This window comes from Tsuneonella troitsensis, assembly GCF_001441535.1.
Lineage (GTDB): Bacteria > Pseudomonadota > Alphaproteobacteria > Sphingomonadales > Sphingomonadaceae > Tsuneonella > Tsuneonella troitsensis.
The window spans coordinates 173,134-190,896 of record NZ_LMAU01000001.1; the positions used below are offsets into that span (position 1 = coordinate 173,134).

Annotated in this window: 14 protein-coding genes; 7 read left to right on the top strand and 7 right to left on the bottom strand. The window is 65.8% G+C overall.

The annotated features are described in order from the left end of the window. The first annotated feature begins 30 nt into the window (after positions 1-30). The 4 genes from AR323_RS00885 (at position 31) to AR323_RS00900 (ending at position 8,367) form a co-directional block, all read left to right on the top strand. Positions 31-1,071 (top strand): hypothetical protein, encoded by a 1,041-nt coding sequence (locus tag AR323_RS00885; protein WP_057882062.1) that lies wholly within the window; start codon positions 31-33, stop codon positions 1,069-1,071. A 184-nt stretch (positions 1,072-1,255) separates the two neighbouring features. Then, positions 1,256-5,896 (top strand): glutamate synthase large subunit, encoded by a 4,641-nt coding sequence (gltB, locus tag AR323_RS00890; RefSeq protein WP_057882063.1) that lies wholly within the window; start codon positions 1,256-1,258, stop codon positions 5,894-5,896. Beyond that, positions 5,896-7,332, top strand: a complete 1,437-nt coding sequence (locus tag AR323_RS00895; protein WP_057882064.1) for a glutamate synthase subunit beta — start codon at positions 5,896-5,898, stop codon at positions 7,330-7,332. Before gltB ends, AR323_RS00895 begins: the two co-directional genes overlap by 1 nt. Before the next feature lie 108 nt (positions 7,333-7,440). Further along, on the top strand, positions 7,441-8,367 hold the full coding sequence (locus tag AR323_RS00900; RefSeq protein WP_161808697.1) for a transferrin-binding protein-like solute binding protein: 927 nt from the start codon (positions 7,441-7,443) through the stop codon (positions 8,365-8,367). Between the two features lie 20 nt (positions 8,368-8,387). Here the strand turns inward: AR323_RS00900 and AR323_RS00905 are convergent, their stop codons facing one another. From AR323_RS00905 to ung, 3 genes are all read right to left on the bottom strand, one after another. Beyond that, a complete protein-coding gene (locus AR323_RS00905) occupies positions 8,388-8,579 on the bottom strand; it encodes a hypothetical protein (protein WP_057882066.1) in 192 nt (63 codons plus the stop codon). A 69-nt stretch (positions 8,580-8,648) separates the two neighbouring features. Next, complete coding sequence (locus AR323_RS00910; protein WP_057882067.1) at positions 8,649-9,416, bottom strand: bestrophin-like domain; 768 nt, start codon at positions 9,414-9,416, stop codon at positions 8,649-8,651. 78 nt (positions 9,417-9,494) lie between these two features. Further along, positions 9,495-10,181, bottom strand: a complete 687-nt coding sequence (ung, locus tag AR323_RS00915) for a uracil-DNA glycosylase (protein ID WP_057882068.1) — start codon at positions 10,179-10,181, stop codon at positions 9,495-9,497. 80 nt (positions 10,182-10,261) lie between these two features. On the opposite strand from ung, the gene AR323_RS00920 reads away from it, so the two are divergent. From AR323_RS00920 to AR323_RS00930, 3 genes are read left to right on the top strand one after another with little or no spacing between them, the layout of a single operon-like run. Next, positions 10,262-10,882, top strand: coding sequence for a ribonuclease D (locus AR323_RS00920; protein ID WP_057882069.1), 621 nt, complete (start codon positions 10,262-10,264; stop codon positions 10,880-10,882). Between the two features lie 25 nt (positions 10,883-10,907). Further along, positions 10,908-11,573, top strand: coding sequence for an LPS export ABC transporter periplasmic protein LptC (gene lptC / locus AR323_RS00925; protein WP_057882070.1), 666 nt, complete (start codon positions 10,908-10,910; stop codon positions 11,571-11,573). A 2-nt stretch (positions 11,574-11,575) separates the two neighbouring features. Continuing rightward, positions 11,576-12,130: an LptA/OstA family protein gene (locus tag AR323_RS00930; protein WP_057882555.1), complete on the top strand. Its 555-nt coding sequence runs from the start codon at positions 11,576-11,578 to the stop codon at positions 12,128-12,130. Between the two features lie 8 nt (positions 12,131-12,138). On the opposite strand, the gene AR323_RS00935 is transcribed toward AR323_RS00930, so the two are convergent. From AR323_RS00935 to leuS, 4 genes are all read right to left on the bottom strand, one after another. Next, entirely contained in the window at positions 12,139-13,515 is a 1,377-nt protein-coding gene (locus AR323_RS00935) for a sugar transferase (protein ID WP_057882071.1), read from the bottom strand. A 160-nt stretch (positions 13,516-13,675) separates the two neighbouring features. Then, complete coding sequence (locus AR323_RS00940) at positions 13,676-14,713, bottom strand: DNA polymerase III subunit delta (protein WP_057882072.1); 1,038 nt, start codon at positions 14,711-14,713, stop codon at positions 13,676-13,678. Positions 14,714-14,737: 24 nt separating this feature from the next. After that, positions 14,738-15,229 carry an LPS assembly lipoprotein LptE gene (gene lptE / locus AR323_RS00945; RefSeq protein WP_057882073.1) on the bottom strand — a complete coding sequence of 164 codons (492 nt, stop codon included), beginning with the start codon at positions 15,227-15,229 and terminating at the stop codon, positions 14,738-14,740. Next, the gene (leuS, locus tag AR323_RS00950) at positions 15,226-17,751 is read right to left on the bottom strand and encodes a leucine--tRNA ligase (protein ID WP_057882074.1); all 2,526 of its coding nucleotides are present in this window, start codon (positions 17,749-17,751) and stop codon (positions 15,226-15,228) included. Before leuS ends, lptE begins: the two co-directional genes overlap by 4 nt. Positions 17,752-17,763 lie beyond the last annotated feature (12 nt).

Sequence of the window (17,763 nt, forward strand, 5' to 3'; positions counted from 1 at the left end):
ACGATGCTTCCGCAACAGCGGGGTGGTTCAGTGACCGACAAGCGTAAGCGCACTTCGAGGGCCAAAGCCCCGGTCAGCGCGCATCCGGCGTTTCCGGCGATCGTGGCGCTGTGGTTTGCCGCCCTGCTCGGTATCGGCACGCTCGTGCTACCGGTCGTGCTGCTGGAGCGAATGGCCGAAGCGAGTGGACTGTCATCGCTGTTCGTGGCCGCGCAGGCACCGCTGGGCATGACCGCCAAGATCGTGATCGCCCTCGTCGCCGCGGCAATCGGAGGACTAGTCGGCATTGCCATCGCGGCGCGCATCGCCGCGTCTCATAAAGCTGGCGAACAATCGTCGGCCACGTCCGCGTCCGCACCGTTCGAAGGCCAAGCGGCCAAACGTCCGATCTCGGCGCTCGAGGAACTTGGCCCCGACGGCATCGATGCCGACGCCGCCGACGCAACGCCGACCGATGTCGAACGCTGGATCGCCGACACGGAACAAGCGACTCCCGTCGCTGATCACGCGCCCTTCGACGATAGCGACCGGGCGCCAGGCCATCAGCCGCAGGATAGCGAAATCGAAGCCCACTGGCATTCCTCGACCGAAGACGCGCTCGAGCAAACCCGCGCACCGCTACCGGTGGATGAGGAATTCCCGGTCGAGCAGGTTGGCGAATATCGAGAGCAAGGCTTCGGCTACGCCGCGATCGACGACGGCCAGCCGGGCACCGCAATGCCGGGCGCCGCGCGCGAACCGTCTATCGTCGAACTGGTCGAACGCTTTGCGAAGGCCCTCCAGCAGCATCGCGAAACCACGCGGCTGGAACAGGTCCGGCCCCCGCTTGCCGTTTCCGAGTCCGACGACGACGAAACGTTCGACGGACCCGCAGCGACTGCCGAAGAAGGATACTCGTCCCTGCTGGCGATGACCGGTTCGGGGCCGTCGCAGCGCGATGCGGTCCGCCTTGCCGGTTCCGGCGATGAACCGGTCGTTCCTTTCCCTAGCCAACGACCCGATCGCGCCCAGACCGAGGGTGCGCTGCGCGACGCGCTCGAAAAACTCCGGAAACTCAGCGGCGTGGCCTGAGCGAGAGGCGCGGCGATAGCCGTGCTTTAGCCCGCTCAAATCCCTTCGCGGTTGCGGAAAACCGTTCGTTTCGCCATTGCCGAACTTCGCGACAAATTGCTGCGCGGGGTGACGTGACGAGTCGTGCTTCATTGCCCGGCGGTTCGCCCGGCGCGGCCGAACGACGGGATGGATCAGAAGCACGATGGGTTTTCCGCCTGCCCAGGGCCTGTACGACCAGCGCAACGAGCACGATGCCTGCGGCGTCGGGCTGCTCGCGCATATCAAGGGCGTGAAAAGCCACGACATCGTCACTCGTGCGCTCGAAATCCTCGCCAACCTCGATCATCGCGGCGCGGTCGGCGCCGATCCCCTGCTGGGCGACGGCGCAGGCATCCTGATCCAGATTCCCGATCCGCTGCTGCGCAAGTGGGCGTTGGCCGAGGGGCACGACCTCCCCTCGCCGGGCGAATACGCGGTCGCGCAGTGCATGATGCCGCAGGACGAACGCGCACGCGCTTTCGTGACCGAGCAATTCGAAAAGTTCGTCGCCAAGGAAGGCCAGCGGCTGGTCGGCTGGCGCGACGTGCCGGTCACCCTCGACGGCCTCGGCAAGGCGGTCGTCGCCTCGATGCCCGTCATGCGCCAGTGCGTGATCGCGCGCGGACCCAATTGCGCCGACCAGGATGCGTTCGAGCGCAAGCTGATCGTCATCCGCAAGCAGACGCAGAACCCGCTCAAGAGCCAAGAGGAAAAGCTCGGCATCGCGGGCCTGACCCAGCTCTACATCCCCAGCTTCTCGAGCCGCACGATCGTCTACAAGGGGCTGCTGCTGGCGACCCAGGTCGGCAGTTTCTACGACGACCTGCGCGATCAAGACTGCGTGTCGGCGCTGGGCCTCGTCCACCAGCGTTTCAGCACGAACACCTTCCCGAGCTGGCGGCTGGCGCACCCCTATCGCTTCATGGCGCACAACGGCGAGATCAACACCGTTCGCGGCAACGTGAACTGGATGAACGCCCGAAGGCGCACGATGGAATCGCCGCTGCTGGGCGCCGATCTCGACAAGCTGTGGCCGATCATCCCGCATGGCCAGTCGGATACCGCCTGCCTCGACAACGCGCTCGAGCTGCTGCTGCTCGGCGGCTACAGTCTTGCCCATGCGATGATGATGCTGATCCCGGAAGCGTGGGCCAAGAACCCGCTGATGGATCCCGAACGGCGCGCGTTCTACGAATACCACGCCGCGCTGATGGAACCGTGGGACGGACCGGCGGCGGTGTGTTTCACCGATGGCCGCCAGATCGGCGCGACGCTCGATCGCAACGGGCTGCGCCCGGCGCGCTATGTCGTGACGAAGGACGATTTCATCTGCCTCGCCTCCGAAAGCGGCGTGTTGCCGTTCGCCGAGGAAGACATCGTGCGCAAGTGGCGGCTCCAGCCGGGCCGGATGCTGCTCGTAGATCTGGAACAGGGCCGCATCATCGAGGACGAGGAGCTGAAGGCCGAACTCGCCAGCGCCGAGCCCTACGCCAAGTGGCTCGAGGCGGCGCAGTACAAGCTCGAAGACCTCGACCATGTCGAGCCCGAGCTGTCCGCCGTGCCCGCACCCGCGTCGGACCTGCTGCAGCGCCAGCAGGCCTTCGGGTACACCCAGGAAGACGTGACCAAGTTCCTCGAGCCGATGGCGCAGGCGGGCGACGATCCGATCGGGTCGATGGGCACCGACACGCCGATCGCGGTCCTGTCGCAGCGGCCGCGGCTGCTGTTCGACTATTTCAAGCAGAACTTCGCGCAGGTCACCAATCCGCCGATCGATCCGATTCGCGAGGAACTGGTGATGAGCCTGCTCAGCATGATCGGCCCGCGCCCCAACCTGTTGGGTCACGACGCCGGCACGCACAAGCGGCTCGAAGTCAGCCAACCGATCCTGACCAACGACGATCTCGCCAAGATCCGCTCGGTCGAGGCCGCGCTCGACGGCGCGTTCCGCTGCGAAACGATCGACATCTGCTGGGATGCCAGCGCCGGGGTCGAAGGCGTCGAGCTCGCGATCAGGGAGATGTGCTGGGCGGCGACCGAGGCGGTGCTGCAGGATCACAACATCCTCGTGCTGTCCGACCGCGCGCAAGGCCCCGACCGGGTGCCGCTGCCCGCCGCGCTCGCCACTGCCGCAGTGCACCACCACCTCGTCCGCCAGGGCCTGCGGATGCAGACCGGCCTTGTCGTGGAAACCGGCGAGGCGCGCGAGGTGCATCACTTCTGCGTGCTCGCGGGCTACGGCGCCGAAGCGATCAATCCCTACGTCGCGTTCGAGACGCTTGAGCAGATTCGCCAGACGAAACTGACGAATCTCGACGCGAAAACAGTGCAGAAAAACTACGTAAAGGCGATCGGCAAGGGCATCCTCAAGGTCATGTCCAAGATGGGCATCAGCACCTACCAGTCGTATTGCGGCGCGCAGATCTTCGACGCGGTCGGCCTGTCGAGCGCGTTCGTCGACCGCTATTTCACCGGCACCGCGACCACGATCGAAGGCGTCGGCCTGGCCGAAGTGGCCGAGGAAGCCCTGCGCCGCCACGCGATCGCGTACGGCCACAATCCGATCTACGAACACATGCTCGACGTCGGCGGAATCTACCAGTTCCGCCTGCGCGGCGAGGACCATGCCTGGACCGCCGGCACCGTCGCCGATCTGCAGCACGCGGTGCGCGGCAACTCGCAGGACCGCTATCGCCACTTCGCGAAGGCTATCAACGAACAGTCGGAACGCCTGCTCACGATCCGCGGACTCATGGAGCTGAAGCCCGCCGACTCCCCGATCGACATCGACGAGGTCGAGCCGGCGGTCGAGATCGTCAAGCGCTTCAGCACCGGAGCGATGAGCTTCGGTTCGATCAGCCGCGAAGCGCATACCACGCTCGCGATCGCGATGAACCGCATCGGCGGCCGCTCCAACACCGGCGAGGGGGGCGAGGAACCCGACCGCTTCGTACCGATGGCGGGCGGCGACAGCATGCGTTCCGCGATCAAGCAGGTCGCCAGCGGGCGCTTCGGCGTGACCACCGAATACCTAGTCAATGCCGACGACATCCAGATCAAGATGGCGCAGGGCGCGAAGCCCGGCGAAGGCGGTCAGCTGCCCGGGCACAAGGTCGACAAGGTGATCGGCAAGGTCCGCCACTCGACCCCCGGCGTGGGCCTGATATCGCCGCCGCCGCACCACGACATCTACTCGATCGAGGATCTGGCGCAGCTGATCCACGACCTGAAGAACGTGAACCGGCAGGCGCGCATCTCGGTCAAGCTGGTGTCCGAAGTCGGCGTCGGCACGGTCGCCGCCGGGGTTAGCAAGTGCAAGGCGGATCACGTCACGATCTCGGGCTACGAAGGCGGTACCGGCGCCTCACCTCTGACCAGCCTGACGCACGCCGGCAGCCCGTGGGAAATCGGCCTAGCCGAAACGCAGCAGACGCTGCTGCTCAACGACCTGCGCAGCCGGATCGCGGTGCAAGTCGACGGCGGCCTCAGGACCGGTCGCGACGTCGCGATCGGCGCGCTGCTCGGCGCGGACGAGTTCGGCTTCGCCACCGCCCCGCTGATCGCGGCGGGCTGCATCATGATGAGGAAGTGCCACCTCAACACCTGCCCGGTCGGCGTGGCGACGCAGGACCCGGTGCTGCGCAAGCGCTTCACCGGCACGCCCGAACACGTGATCAACTACTTCTTCTTCGTCGCCGAGGAACTACGCGAGATCATGGCGGAGATGGGTTTCCGCACGGTCGAGGAGATGGTCGGCCGGGTCGACCGGATCGACATGAACCGTGCGACCCGGCACTGGAAGGCGCACGGCGTCGACCTGTCGCGCCTGCTCCACCGCGTCGAGCCGGTCGCGGGGCACACACTGTTCCAATCGCAGTCGCAGGACCATGCGCTCGACGGCGCGCTCGACGTCGAGCTGATCACCGCCTGCCGCAACGCCATCGACAAGGGAGAGCCCGTCCAGCTCGCCCGCCCGATCCGCAACGTCAACCGCACCGTCGGGGCAATGCTGTCGGGCGAAGTCGCGCGCAGGCATGGCCACCAGGGTCTGGCGCCCGAGACGATCCGGATCGAGTTCACCGGGGTCGCCGGGCAGAGCTTCGGCGCATGGCTGGCGCACGGGATCACCCTGCGACTGACCGGCGACGCCAATGACTATGTCGGCAAGGGCCTGTCGGGCGGGCGCATCGTGGTGCGTCCACCCGCCGGCGTCGACCGCGATCCGGGCAGCAACATTATCGTCGGCAACACCGTGCTCTATGGCGCGATTGCGGGCGAGGCGTATCTGGGCGGCGTAGCTGGCGAGAGGTTCGCGGTCCGCAATTCGGGCGCCATCGCGGTGGTAGAAGGCTGCGGCGATCACGGCTGCGAATATATGACCGGCGGCGCGGTCGTCGTGCTCGGCAAGACCGGGCGCAACTTCGCGGCCGGCATGAGCGGCGGCGTGGCCTACGTCTACGACCCCCACGGCACCTTTGCCCGGTTGTGCAACACCGCGCAGGTCGATCTTGCCCCGGTTTCAGCCGCGCGCGACGAGGAAGACGGGACCGGCCGGCCGCTCCAGCGCCCGCGCTCGGTGGACGACTTGGGCCTGGGCGACATGCTGCGGCACGACGCCGAGCGGCTGCGGATACTCATCGAACGGCACAAGCTGCACACCGACAGCGCGAAAGCTGCCGCGATCCTCGACGACTGGGAAAACGCGGTCGGCGGGTTCGTGAAGGTCATGCCGACCGACTATGCCCGTGCACTCAAGCAGCTCGAGGCGGAACGTAACGAAGCAGCGATGGAAGCGGCAGAATAATGGGCAAGGAAACCGGCTTCCTCGAATACGAGCGCAAGGACCGGACATACGCCGATCCAAAGGAGCGCGTCCGCCACTACAAGGAATTCGTGGTCCCGCATCCCGAGCCCGACCTGCGGCTGCAGGCGGCCCGGTGCATGGATTGCGGCATCCCGTACTGTCACAACGGGTGTCCGGTGAACAACCTGATCCCCGACTGGAACCACCTCGTCTACGAGGCGGACTGGAGGAATGCGCTCGACGTCCTCCATTCCACGAACAACTTCCCGGAATTCACCGGACGCATCTGCCCCGCTCCGTGCGAGGCGGCGTGCACGCTCAACATCGTCGATCAGCCGGTGACCATCAAGTCAATCGAATGCGCGATCGTCGACCGGGGATGGAACGAGGGCTGGATCGTGCCCGAGCCGCCAGTCGAACGGACCGGCAAGCGCGTGGCGGTGGTCGGCAGCGGTCCGGCCGGCCTTGCCTGCGCCCAGCAACTCGCCCGGGCCGGGCATTCTGTAACCGTGTTCGAAAAGTCAGATCGGCTGGGCGGCCTGCTTCGCTACGGCATCCCCGATTTCAAGATGGAGAAGCACCTCGTCAACCGGCGGGCGGTCCAGATGGAGGCGGAGGGCGTTACTTTCCGCACCAGCACCGAGGTCGGCGTCGACGTCTCGTTCGCCTCGCTGCGCGAGAACTTCGACGCGGTGGTGCTGGCCGGCGGCGCGGAAGAGCCGCGGCGTCTGCTGATCCCTGGCGCGGAACTGCCGGGCGTGCGGCTGGCGATGGAATTCCTGACCCAGCAGAACAAACGCAACGCCGGGGACGACGAAGTGCGCGCCGCCCCGCGCGGCAGCCTCGTGGCGACCGGCAAGCGGGTCATCGTGATCGGCGGCGGCGATACCGGGTCCGACTGCGTCGGCACCAGCAATCGCCAGGGCGCCACCAGCGTCGTCCAGCTCGAGATCATGCCGCGGCCTCCCGAGAAGGAGGACAAGGCGCTGACCTGGCCAGACTGGCCGCTGAAGCTCCGCACCTCGACCAGCCACCAAGAAGGTGCGGACCGCGACTGGTCGGTACTCGCCAAGCGAGTCATGGGCGAAGGCGGCGAAGTGACCGGCCTCGAATGCGTGCGCGTCGAATGGCGCGGCGGGCAGATGGAGGAAGTGGCGGGAAGCGAGTTCGTGATCCCGGCCGACCTGATCCTGCTGGCGATGGGTTTTACCGGACCGGTAAAGGCCGGCTTGCTGGACCAGTCGGGGGTGGCCTACGACGCACGCGGCAACGTGGCCGCGGACACCCTGCGCTATGCCACCAGCGAGGAAAAAGTCTTTGCCTGCGGAGACATGCGGCGCGGACAGAGCCTCGTCGTCTGGGCCATCCGCGAAGGCCGCCAGGCTGCCCGCGCGGTCGACGAAGCGCTCATGGGGGTCAGCGAACTGCCGCGCTGAAGCTTTGCGATCGGCCTCAAAGGACTTGCGGGCCGTTCGCAATAACGGGTAGGCGCGCGGCTCCGCCTGCAACCGCGCGGGCACAGGTCTGGACGGGAGTGTCGCTGCGTGCGCCGTAAAGTTGGTCTAATGCTGAGTGTGGCGGCAAGCTGCACACTGGTCGCAGCGTGTTTCGGCGGAGGCGACGACGGCGATCCGGCACCCACGCCGACCCCTACCCCGACCGCGAGCCCCTCGCCCACCCCCACGCCGACCCCCGCACCGGTCGAGTTCGATTTCGGCAAGGCTTTCTCGGATTCGGTCACCAACGCGTCGTACGTGTTCGCCTATTTCATGCCCACCGGGGGCAGCGAGACTTGGAGCGACGGTACCCGGCAGGCGGGCAACAGCACGATCACCTATGCCGTCGCGCCGGAAGGCGTGACCTTCGTCTGGCCCGACGGTTCGACCCTGCCGAGCTTTGCCGCCGCCGACCGCCAGACCGCGACCGCCACGCTGCGTACCTATCGCAAGGGTACCGATGCGATCGCGCTGGAACTGCCGTTCAAGAACGTCTTGCGGGTGACCTACGAGCGCGTGCAGAGCTTTACCAGCGAGACCGTTCCCGGCATGCTGCGCAGCAACCGCGTGACCGTTTTCTTCAACGAAGTGACGACGACCGCCGCGATCGCCGCCAACATCGTCTACAACGGCACCGCGCAAGTGGCGGGCGGAACTCCGAAAGCGACCGCGCCGGGCGTCTTCAGCGCGGCTCCCACCACACTGACCGTCACCGCCAGCGACAAGAAGATCACCGGTTCGATCCAGATTCGCGAGAACGTCAACGGCACCCAGGTGGTGCGCGCCACTCTTCCGCTGTCCGCGACAATCGGTACCGGCGAGGCCTTCAACGCGACGATCGACGACACCGCTAGCGGCTTCAAGGGGACCTTTATCGGGGCGCTCGCCGGGCCGAACCGCGAAGAAGTTTTCATCATCTTCAACGTGACTCACACCGACGGACGCGAGCTGATCGGATCGCTGATCGCCGGATAAGCCGGCCCGTCTGGACGCGGTCAGGCGGGTGGCACCTCGCCGCCCGCCTGACCGGTCGGGCTAGGCAAGCTATCGAAGCCAGGTGACGCCTCGTGCGTCGACGCGTCGATGGCCAACTGGTCGAGATCGTACTTCACCACGTAGGCCGGCGTCGCGTTGGCGCAGGCACCGGCGGCAAGCGATGCGGCGAGGACGATCGTGACGCGGTGCATGGCCGCACGATATGCCGGGGACGATGGGCCAATCGTTCGGGCAATTGGTTAATGGCGTCGCAGGCAAGGTCAGGTCATGCGGGCGACCGCGGCTTCCAGTTCATCCTGCGGCACGACGATCAGACCGCCGCGGGGATGATCGAGATCGAGCACGGTAACGAAAGCCAGCGAAAGAAGGCAGAAGAACAGGACGGCCGCGGTCCGATGACGGGCGTTCGTGGCCGCGACCGAGTATCCAAGCATGGCCGCCCCCGCGAGGCAGTAGATCGCCAGCAGCCACAACACGGCAACCGGGAGCTTCGCGCCGCGCGCGGCATGGCGTGCCGTCGCGATGTCGCCCAGCTCATCCTGCGCCTCGACCACCAATGCGGCACGGGGATCGCTCGGCATCCGTTCGACCGTGTCGTAGATCCGGCGTTCTATCGCATTGGCGAGAGCGCGTCCCTCGGCCCACTTGGCCGGGTCTTCCACCGCCGCGATACTCGTGGCCAGCCGTATCTTGCCATAGGTCTTCAGCATCGGCGCGATCGCAGCGCGATCGGCCTCAGGGAGAAGCTCCAAGCGCGACGATAGCGTGTCGAAAGCCATCGCCTCGACCGTGACGAGCTGGCGGCGATCCTCGTACCGGTCGAGCGCCATGCCGAAGGCGAACGCCATTAGAAGCGCCAGCAGTCCGAATACGCCGGAAAGGGAGAAACCCTCGTCGCTGGCGTCGTCGTTGTCTTCGTCCGCGATGCGGCGAACCCGGGCATGAAACCGGATAACCAGTTCGTAACAGATTGCCATGGCGACCACGAGCAGCGCGGCCAGCAGCCAATGTGCAAGTGCATCGGACATCGAGTCACCCCCTCTTCCTCGACCGCGCCTTGATTACCCGGTGGTGCCGCCCGCCGAAAGGGCCATTCAAACGCCCCGCTACAGCGACCAGTCGATCTCTTCGCGCTCTCGCGACGAAAGGAAGTGGTTGGTCCGGCTGAAAGGCCTGCTCCCGAAAAAACCCCGGTGGGCGGAAAGCGGGCTGGGGTGAGGGCTGGAAATGACGAGGTGCGGGCTCTCACGCAGAAGCCTGGGGATGCGCGCCGCCTTGGCCTGAGCGTGGCTGCCCCAGAGGATGAAGACAGTCGGCTGGCTGCGCGCTGCGACCGCGGCGATAGCGGCGTCGGTTACCGCTTCCCACCCCTTGCCGGCATGACTTCCGGCGCTCCCGGCCTCGACTGTCAGGCTGGCATTGAGCAGCAACACGCCCTGCTCGGCCCAGCGATGAAGGTCGCCGTGCCGCGGGGGTGCAAGTCCGAGATCGCTTTCCAGCTCCTTGTAGATATTCCTGAGACTTGGTGGGATGCGCTCGCCGGGCGGCACCGAGAACGCCAGTCCCGTTGCCTGCCCAGGTCCGTGATACGGATCCTGCCCAAGGATGACAGTCTTTACCGCGTCGAGCGGGGTCAATTCGAACGCCCGCAGGCGACTGCCGCGAGGAGGGTAGATCGTCTTGCCGGCGTCTTCCTCGGCTCGCAGCCAGCCGCCCAGCCGACGCGCCTCCGGACTCGCAAGCGCGCTTTCGAGCGCTGGCCGCCAGCTTTCCGGGATCGCATCGCCGCTCATGGCAACCGGTTACGATGGGGCGCGCCGCCTCGCCAGCGCCCCTTTCCCTCTATCCCCGATGCGCCTAAGGGCGAGGTCGCATGACAGTCCATTTCCATGAAGAAGACCTGCCCGAAGGCGTGACTTTCGCCGACGGGCCGATCGCGGTCGATACCGAGACGCTGGGCCTTATCACCCACCGTGACCGGCTGTGCCTGATCCAGCTCAGCGACGGGCATGGCGACGAGCACCTCGTCCGCTTTGCGCCGGGCAGCGCCTACGATGCGCCGCGGCTCAAGGCCCTGCTGGCCGATCCTCAGCGGCTGAAACTGTTTCACTATGCCCGGTTCGACCTGGCGGCGATCTACTTCTACCTGGGCGTGATGGCCGCACCGGTGTTCTGCACCAAGATCGCCAGCAAGCTGACCCGCACCTACACCGACCGCCACGGGCTCAAGAACCTCGTGTCCGAACTGCTGGCCGCCGACATTTCCAAGCAACAGCAGCTCAGCGACTGGGGGGCGCCCGAGCTCAACGAAGCGCAGCGGGAATATGCTGCATCGGACGTACGTTTCCTGCACCGCTTGCGCGAAGTGCTCGCCCAACGGCTGGAGCGCGAGCAGCGGACCGACATGGCGCAGGCCTGTTTCGATTTCCTGCCGACCCGCGCGCGACTCGACCTTGCCGGCTGGGCCGACAAGGACATGTTCAGCCACGATTAGGCCCGCCGCGCGTTAGAGCCCTGCCATGACCCTTTCCGCCCGCATCGAGACCCAGGAGGCCAAGGAGCTGCGCAGCGCGCGGCAGCACTTCGCCGCGCCCGGCGGGACCCACGACAAGGTCGTGTCATTCCTGTCGAAAGCGCTGCCGATGGCCATCGGGGTCATCGCCGCGCTGATGATCGTCACGCCCCTCAGCCCGCGCGGCGAGGTCAGCTTCCTGCTCGACCGCAACAAGGTCGAGGTGATCGACGAACGGCTGCGGGTGGACAACGCCATGTATCGCGGCGCCGATGCCGAAGGGCGTCCCTTCTCGCTCACCGCGGGCGAAGCGGTCCAGCGTTCGGGCCGTGAAGGCATCGTGCGGATGCAAGACCTCGTGGCGCGCATCCTGCTGGCGGAAGGTCCGGCCAGCGTCACCGCGCAAGCCGGGCAATACGAAATACGGGACGAGACCGTGGCCGTCCCCGGCGGTGTGCTGGTGACCGCGTCCGACGGCTATCGCATGATGGCCCGCGGCGTTTCGGTGGACCTGCCGGGCAAGCGCCTTGTGGGCGCGGGCGGCGTCGAAGGCACCATTCCGGCAGGTACGTTCTCCGCCAACCGGCTTGAGGCCGATCTGGAAGACCGCACGGTCACCCTGGACGGAAATGCCCGGCTCAACATGATTCCCGGCAAGCTGAGGATGCCTTGATGATGCGTCAGTCGATCACCGCCGCCCGTTGGGCCCTGTCGGGATTTGCCGTCACGCTCGTCGCGATGGCCGGAATCCAGGTCGGCGCGCAGGCGATCGCGGGACACAATTCCAATGCGCCGGTCAACTACGCGGCGGACCGGATCGAGCTGCAGGACCGGCAGAACCGGGTGGTACTGTCGGGCAACGTGGACATCACCCAGGCCGGCCTGCGCCTCCAGGCTGCCCGCACCCAGGTCAATTACTCGGATGCCGGATCGCTGAGCATCCAGCGCATCACTGCTACCGGAGGGGTGACGGTGACCCGCGGAACCGAGCGCGCTGCGGGCGAAGTCGCGGTGTACGATTTCAACCGGCGGGTGATCACCATGGCGGGTAACGTGCGCCTCAACCGCGGGGGCGATACGCTAAACGGCGGACGGCTGGTGATCGACCTCAGGACCGGTATCTCGAGCGTCGACGGCCGCGCCAACGGGTCCTCGTCGGTCACCGGCGCGGTCGGCGGCAGCGGCAACGGGCGCGTCAGCGGTTCGTTCAGCGTTCCACAGGGGAACTGACCTGCGCCTCAGTAGGCGCGCGGATGGATCACGACCCCGATCGTCTTGAGCACGATCATCGCGTCGCCCGAAAGCGACCAGTTGGCGATATACTCGAGGTCGGCTCCCAGCCGGTCGGTCAGGTGCTTCTCTTCCTCGGTCGCACCGCGATGGCCGCGGACTTGTGCCAGTCCGGTCACCCCGGGCTTCAACGAGTGTCGGTTCCAGTACTTATCGTCGACTTCCCAAAACAGCTTCTCGCCTGCCTGCGAACCGATTGCGTGCGGACGGGGTCCGACCACACTCATCGTTCCCGCCAGCACATTGAATAGCTGGGGGAGTTCATCGATACTCGTCCGGCGAATGAACCGTCCGACGCGCGTCGTCCGCTCGTCCCCGCGTGCTGTCGAGCGAGCGCCTGATTCGTCGCTGCAATCCAGCCGCATCGAACGGAACTTTATCATGTCGAAGAAGCGGTTGCCGCGACCCAGGCGGCGCTGGACGAAGAAAACGGGACCTCCGTCCTCCAATTTAATCGCCAGTGCAGTGAGCAACATCAACGGGCTCATGATCGCAAGCGCACCCACGGCCACCACGATGTCGAACACGCGCTTCAGGGCGCGCTGGCGCAGTGCCAAGGGACCGGTCGATACGATCAAGGATCGCCAGCCGTCTTCCACGGCCAGCCCGATCGGGGCGAGTTCGTCGAGACGATCGGTCACGACTTCTCCCCGCACACCCGCTGCGCGCAGCGCCTTGGACCATTCGTTGCGGTCCTTGAAAGCGCAGCTCACCACTACGCGGTCCATGTTGAGGAGGTAACGGCCTAGCCGGTCGAGAGACTGGGGGTCGTTGGCATCTGGCAGGATGCCGTGCTCCATCGCATCGACACGCATGGTCTCCGGCCAGTCGATCTCCGGTCCGCCGGCGGCAATCAACAGCCTGTTGGTGACACTTCGCCCCCACCTGCGTCGGACTTCTTCGACCAGCAGTTTGCGCGACACGATTACAAGAAAGCCGGTCAGAAAAAGACCGCCATTAAATACCACGCGGGAGAATTCGGCGGTGGTCTTCGCATAGAACGTAATGAAGACCAGCAGGGTTGCCGACAGGATCAGCGCCTTTATCGCCTGGCGGGCCGCGAACCGCCAATCCTGTAACGAGCGGATCGAATATGTCGGCTCGTACAAGGCGATCGTGAAATACAGCGGAAGCAGAAGCTGCGCCTCCAGCATACGCAGCCTCGACAGGTAGAGGTACTCCACCAGTCCGTACGCTCCCAGCATGAGAGCCGCATCGAGCGCGAACATCAGTGCGTAGAGCCTGACACGCCGCCGCTCCAGGGATGGAGCAAACGGTTGCCCGAGTTCGGAAATTTTTCGGCTCAAGTCCATCGGCTCGTTCATCCTCGGCTCCGCGACAGGCCGGGGCGCTGCTGATAGGGAGCCGATAAATCCGGGCGCCCTCCGCCGCGCCCTGCAGAATTCTCGCGAGATGGGCAAGCACTTGTTTTTGCGACAGAACGTATTGGCGCGAGCGCCTTTCGACCCCTTTGAACGCGACCACTCACCGCCGGCCAGCGGCCGCCACGCCGGCAAGCGCCTGCGCAAGGAGAATTTCGCTGGCAGGACTGTGCGCCAACAGGTCACGATGCAGATCGACCAGCCGGGAAACGAGGCGCTCGAGCTTGCGACCGCGCCAACGCCTCAATTGCACCGAGATGTCCCGGCTGTCCTTGAAGAAGACCCTGCGCGCCTTCGTCTCTGCTTCGACGAAAGCCTCGATCTGGTCGCTGCGACCAAGCTTGGCATTGAGCTGGGCCAGTTGTGCAGTGCGGCGCTCGAATGCCAACAACAGCCCGACCGGATTTAGCGACAGCTCGCGCATCCGCGCCAGTTCGCCCGGTAAGCGCTCGGTCTGCCCCCCCAGGACCGCGTTGACGATGGGCATGAACCCGTCGTCCTCGGTCCGCGCGCCGATCGCATCGAGCGCTTCGGCATCGGGTGTGACCGGCGCTTCGGGGCTGGCATCGAGGTACAAAGCCAGCTTCTCGACCTCGGACCGCGCGAGGCGGATATCGAAACTCGTCCCCCGGGCAATCCGCTCGGCAAGCGGTCCGGACATCCGCAGCCCGCGTTCTTCACCCGCGGTGCGGATCGCGTCGCGCAGTTGGGCGAGATCGGGCGGATAGAACATCGCCACCAATGCATCTGCCCGGCCGTCCAGCAGCTTGGCGGTCCGCGACTTGTCGGTGGCTGCGGTCGCGACCACGAGCACGGGACAGGCCGCCCCTTCGCCGGCATCGATTGCGGCCAGGTGATTGGCAAGCGCGTCGTGCGCTTCATCGCCGGCGGCACGGACGACGATATGGCGAACCCCGGCGAAAAGTGAGGTGGAGCGCGCCTCGTCAGCCAGCAGCACGGGATCGCGCCGCAGATCTGCCCCGGCGATTTCGACCTGCTCGCCTGGCTCCTCCAGCATCGCGGCGATCCGCTGAGCTGCGGCGGCGGCTCCAGCCTCGTCCGGGCCGCAGAAGAAAAATGTCTTGCAAGCGCGTACTGCTCGCGGGGCGACTGCGGCGAAATCCTTCTGGGTCGCCTTCACCGGCTCACCCTCATAGGGCCACGCTCATTGACGCTCGCGCAGTGCGAGCGCGAGCCTCGTGGTGATCTGTGCGGCCACTTCCCGCGACAGGTTTTCCAGGGCCGACTGCTCGGCCGCGATCGTCGCATATTCGCTCGATACGACATCGATGCCGGCGTCCGACCCTGCAGTCGCATCGAGGATGATCTCGTCATTCGAAATGTCGACCAGTTGGAAGCGAGCCCGCAGCGTCCGCCGCTCGCGCCCCGTCGTGTCGTCGCTCAACACGCCGAGCCCTTCGAGCTTGTCGTCGAGCCGAACGTCAAGGCGGTAGCGCGCCGCCGAACCGCCGCCAGCGCCCAGCCTGTCGACCAGCGCGTTGCGGACCAGCCAGCCTGCCTGCCCCTCGATCGCGGGCACGTCGATCGCTGCGAGCTGGGTGGCAACGATGCCGCTGGACCCACCGGCGTACATCGGCTGGAGGCCGCAGCCGGTCAAGGCAAGCGCGAAGGGTGCAAGGATCGCCAGTCGGTTCATGCGACGATATTCACCAGTCGGTCGGGTACCACGATCACCTTGCGAACCTCTGCTCCGTCGATCGCACGCTGGACCTTGTCCGAAGCGAGCGCAAGCGCCTCGAGCTCAGTATTGGACAAGCCTTTCGCGACCGTCAGTGTGTCGCGCAGTTTGCCCTTCACTTGCACCGCGATGGTCACCTCGTCCTCGACCAGCAGCGCCGGATCGACCGTGGGCCAATCGGATTCCGCGACAAGGCCTTGTTGGCCCAAATTGGTCCACGCCTCTTCGGCGAGATGGGGCATCATCGGCGCCACGAGCTGGACGAGCGTGCGGATCGCACCGGACCGGCTGGCCGAGGGCGGCGCTTTTTCGATCGCGCTGGTCAGTTCGTAGATTCGCGCCACCGCCTTGTTGAAGGCCAATGCCTCTATGTCCCGCGCGACCGCGTCGACTGTCTGGTGCAGCTTGCGGTCGAGGGCCTTGTCCTCGCCGGTTGCCGCCGTGTCGTGCTCGGCAAACAAGCGCCACAGGCGCTGGACGAAACGCCAGCAGCCCTCGATGCCAGATTCGGACCAGGGCAGGTCGCGTTCGGGCGGGCTGTCCGACAACATGAACCAGCGTACCGCGTCCGCACCGAAGCGGTCGACGATCGTGTCGGGATCTACGACGTTCTTCTTGGACTTCGACATCTTGACGACCTTGCCGATCGTCACCGGCCCGCCATCGGCCCGCAGCGTCGCGCCGTGGCCGGTCCGCTCCACTTCTTCAGGGCCGAACCAGATGTCGCGTCCGCCTTGGGGGCGCGAATAGGTTTCGTGCGTCACCATGCCTTGCGTGAAGAGCGAAGCGAACGGCTCGTCGAGATCGATCAGTCCGATGTGCCGCAGCGCGCGGGTCCAGAACCGCGCGTAGAGGAGGTGAAGGATCGCGTGCTCGACGCCGCCGATATACTGTTCGACCGGCAGCCACTTGGCGACCTCGTCCCGATCGAACGGCTTGTCCGTCGGCTGACTTGCGAAGCGCAGGAAGTACCACGAGCTGTCGACGAAAGTGTCGAGCGTGTCGGTTTCGCGCTGTGCGGACCCTCCGCATCCCGGACAGTCCACCTGTTTCCATGTGGGATGTCGTTCTAGCGGGTTGCCGGGCGTCTTGAAATCGACGTCTTCCGGCAGGACCACGGGCAGCTGGCTTTCGGGCACCGGCACGATGCCGCAGGCAGCGCAGTGAATGAACGGGATCGGCGTGCCCCAGTATCGCTGGCGCGACACGCCCCAGTCGCGCAGCCGCCACTGGGTTTCGCCCTTTCCCCATCCCTCATGCTCAGCCCTGGCGATGACGGCAGCCTTCGCTTCGTCGACGGTCATGCCATCGAGCCAGCGCGAATTCACGATATGGCCAGGTCCGGTATAGGCTTCGTCGCCGCGGAATACCTCTCCCGTTTCGTCGCCGTCAGCCACGACCCGGTGAACGGGGAGGCCGTACTTCCGAGCGAAATCCAGGTCGCGCTGGTCGTGCGCCGGGCAGCCGAAGATGGCTCCCGTGCCGTAGTCCATCAGGACGAAATTGGCGACGTAGACCGGCAGATGCCAATGCGATTCGAGCGGGTGGGAAACCGAAAGACCGGTGTTGAACCCGCGCTTTTCCTGGGTCTCGATCTCCGCGGCCGTGGTTCCGCCCTTCTTGCACTCGGCAACGAATGCAGCGAGGTCCGGAACGGTGGCCGCCATCCGTTGCGCAAGCGGATGATCCGGCGCAATCGCGACGAAACTGGCGCCGAACATCGTATCGGGACGGGTTGTGAAAACCTCGATGCCGCTGTCGCTGTCGACCAGGCGAAACGTACAGCGCAGGCCCTTGCTCTTGCCGATCCAGTTCTCCTGCATCAGCCGCACCTTATCGGGCCAGGTGTCCAGCGAGGACAATCCTTCAAGGAGCTCGTCGGCGAATTGCGTGATCCGCAGGAACCACTGGCTGAGCTTGCGCTTCTCGATCTCCGCGCCCGACCGCCAGCCCTTGCCGTCGATCACCTGCTCGTTGGCGAGCACGGTCATGTCGACCGGGTCCCAGTTGACCTCGCTTTCCTTGCGATAGACCAGCCCGGCCTCGTGAAGCTTCAGGAACAGCGCCTGTTCGTGGCCGTAATATTCGGGTTCGCAGGTGGCGAGTTCGCGGCTCCAGTCGAGCGCGAAGCCGAGGCGCTTCAACTGCGCCTTCATGTGTTCGATGTTCGCGCGGGTCCAGCCGCCGGGATGGACGCCCTTTTCCATCGCCGCGTTTTCCGCCGGCATACCGAAGGCATCCCACCCCATCGGGTGGAGCACTTCATGCCCCGTCAGCTTCTTGAAGCGGGCCAACACGTCGCCCATGGTGTAGTTGCGCACGTGGCCGATGTGGATGCGTCCCGAAGGATAGGGAAACATCTCGAGCACGTAGCTCTTCGGCTTGTTCGAATCGCTATCTGCGCGAAACGAGCCCGCCACCTCCCAGGCGCGCTGCCAGCGGCCGTCCGCCGACGACGGATCGAAACGCTGGTCTGTCATGCCGGAACCCTT

Bases quoted from the DNA above. Each gene is read 5' to 3' on its own strand.
- AR323_RS00935 (WP_057882071.1), bottom strand. From the start codon at position 13,515: ATGAACGAGCCGATGGACTTGAGCCGAAAAATTTCCGAACTCGGGCAA.
- AR323_RS00905 (WP_057882066.1), bottom strand. From the start codon at position 8,579: ATGCACCGCGTCACGATCGTCCTCGCCGCATCGCTTGCCGCCGGTGCC.
- AR323_RS00910 (WP_057882067.1), bottom strand. From the start codon at position 9,416: ATGTCCGATGCACTTGCACATTGGCTGCTGGCCGCGCTGCTCGTGGTC.
- gltB (WP_057882063.1), top strand. From the start codon at position 1,256: ATGGGTTTTCCGCCTGCCCAGGGCCTGTACGACCAGCGCAACGAGCAC.
- ung (WP_057882068.1), bottom strand. From the start codon at position 10,181: ATGAGCGGCGATGCGATCCCGGAAAGCTGGCGGCCAGCGCTCGAAAGC.
- lptE (WP_057882073.1), bottom strand. From the start codon at position 15,229: ATGAACCGACTGGCGATCCTTGCACCCTTCGCGCTTGCCTTGACCGGC.
- leuS (WP_057882074.1), bottom strand. From the start codon at position 17,751: ATGACAGACCAGCGTTTCGATCCGTCGTCGGCGGACGGCCGCTGGCAG.
- lptC (WP_057882070.1), top strand. From the start codon at position 10,908: ATGACCCTTTCCGCCCGCATCGAGACCCAGGAGGCCAAGGAGCTGCGC.
- AR323_RS00895 (WP_057882064.1), top strand. From the start codon at position 5,896: ATGGGCAAGGAAACCGGCTTCCTCGAATACGAGCGCAAGGACCGGACA.
- AR323_RS00920 (WP_057882069.1), top strand. From the start codon at position 10,262: ATGACAGTCCATTTCCATGAAGAAGACCTGCCCGAAGGCGTGACTTTC.
- AR323_RS00930 (WP_057882555.1), top strand. From the start codon at position 11,576: ATGCGTCAGTCGATCACCGCCGCCCGTTGGGCCCTGTCGGGATTTGCC.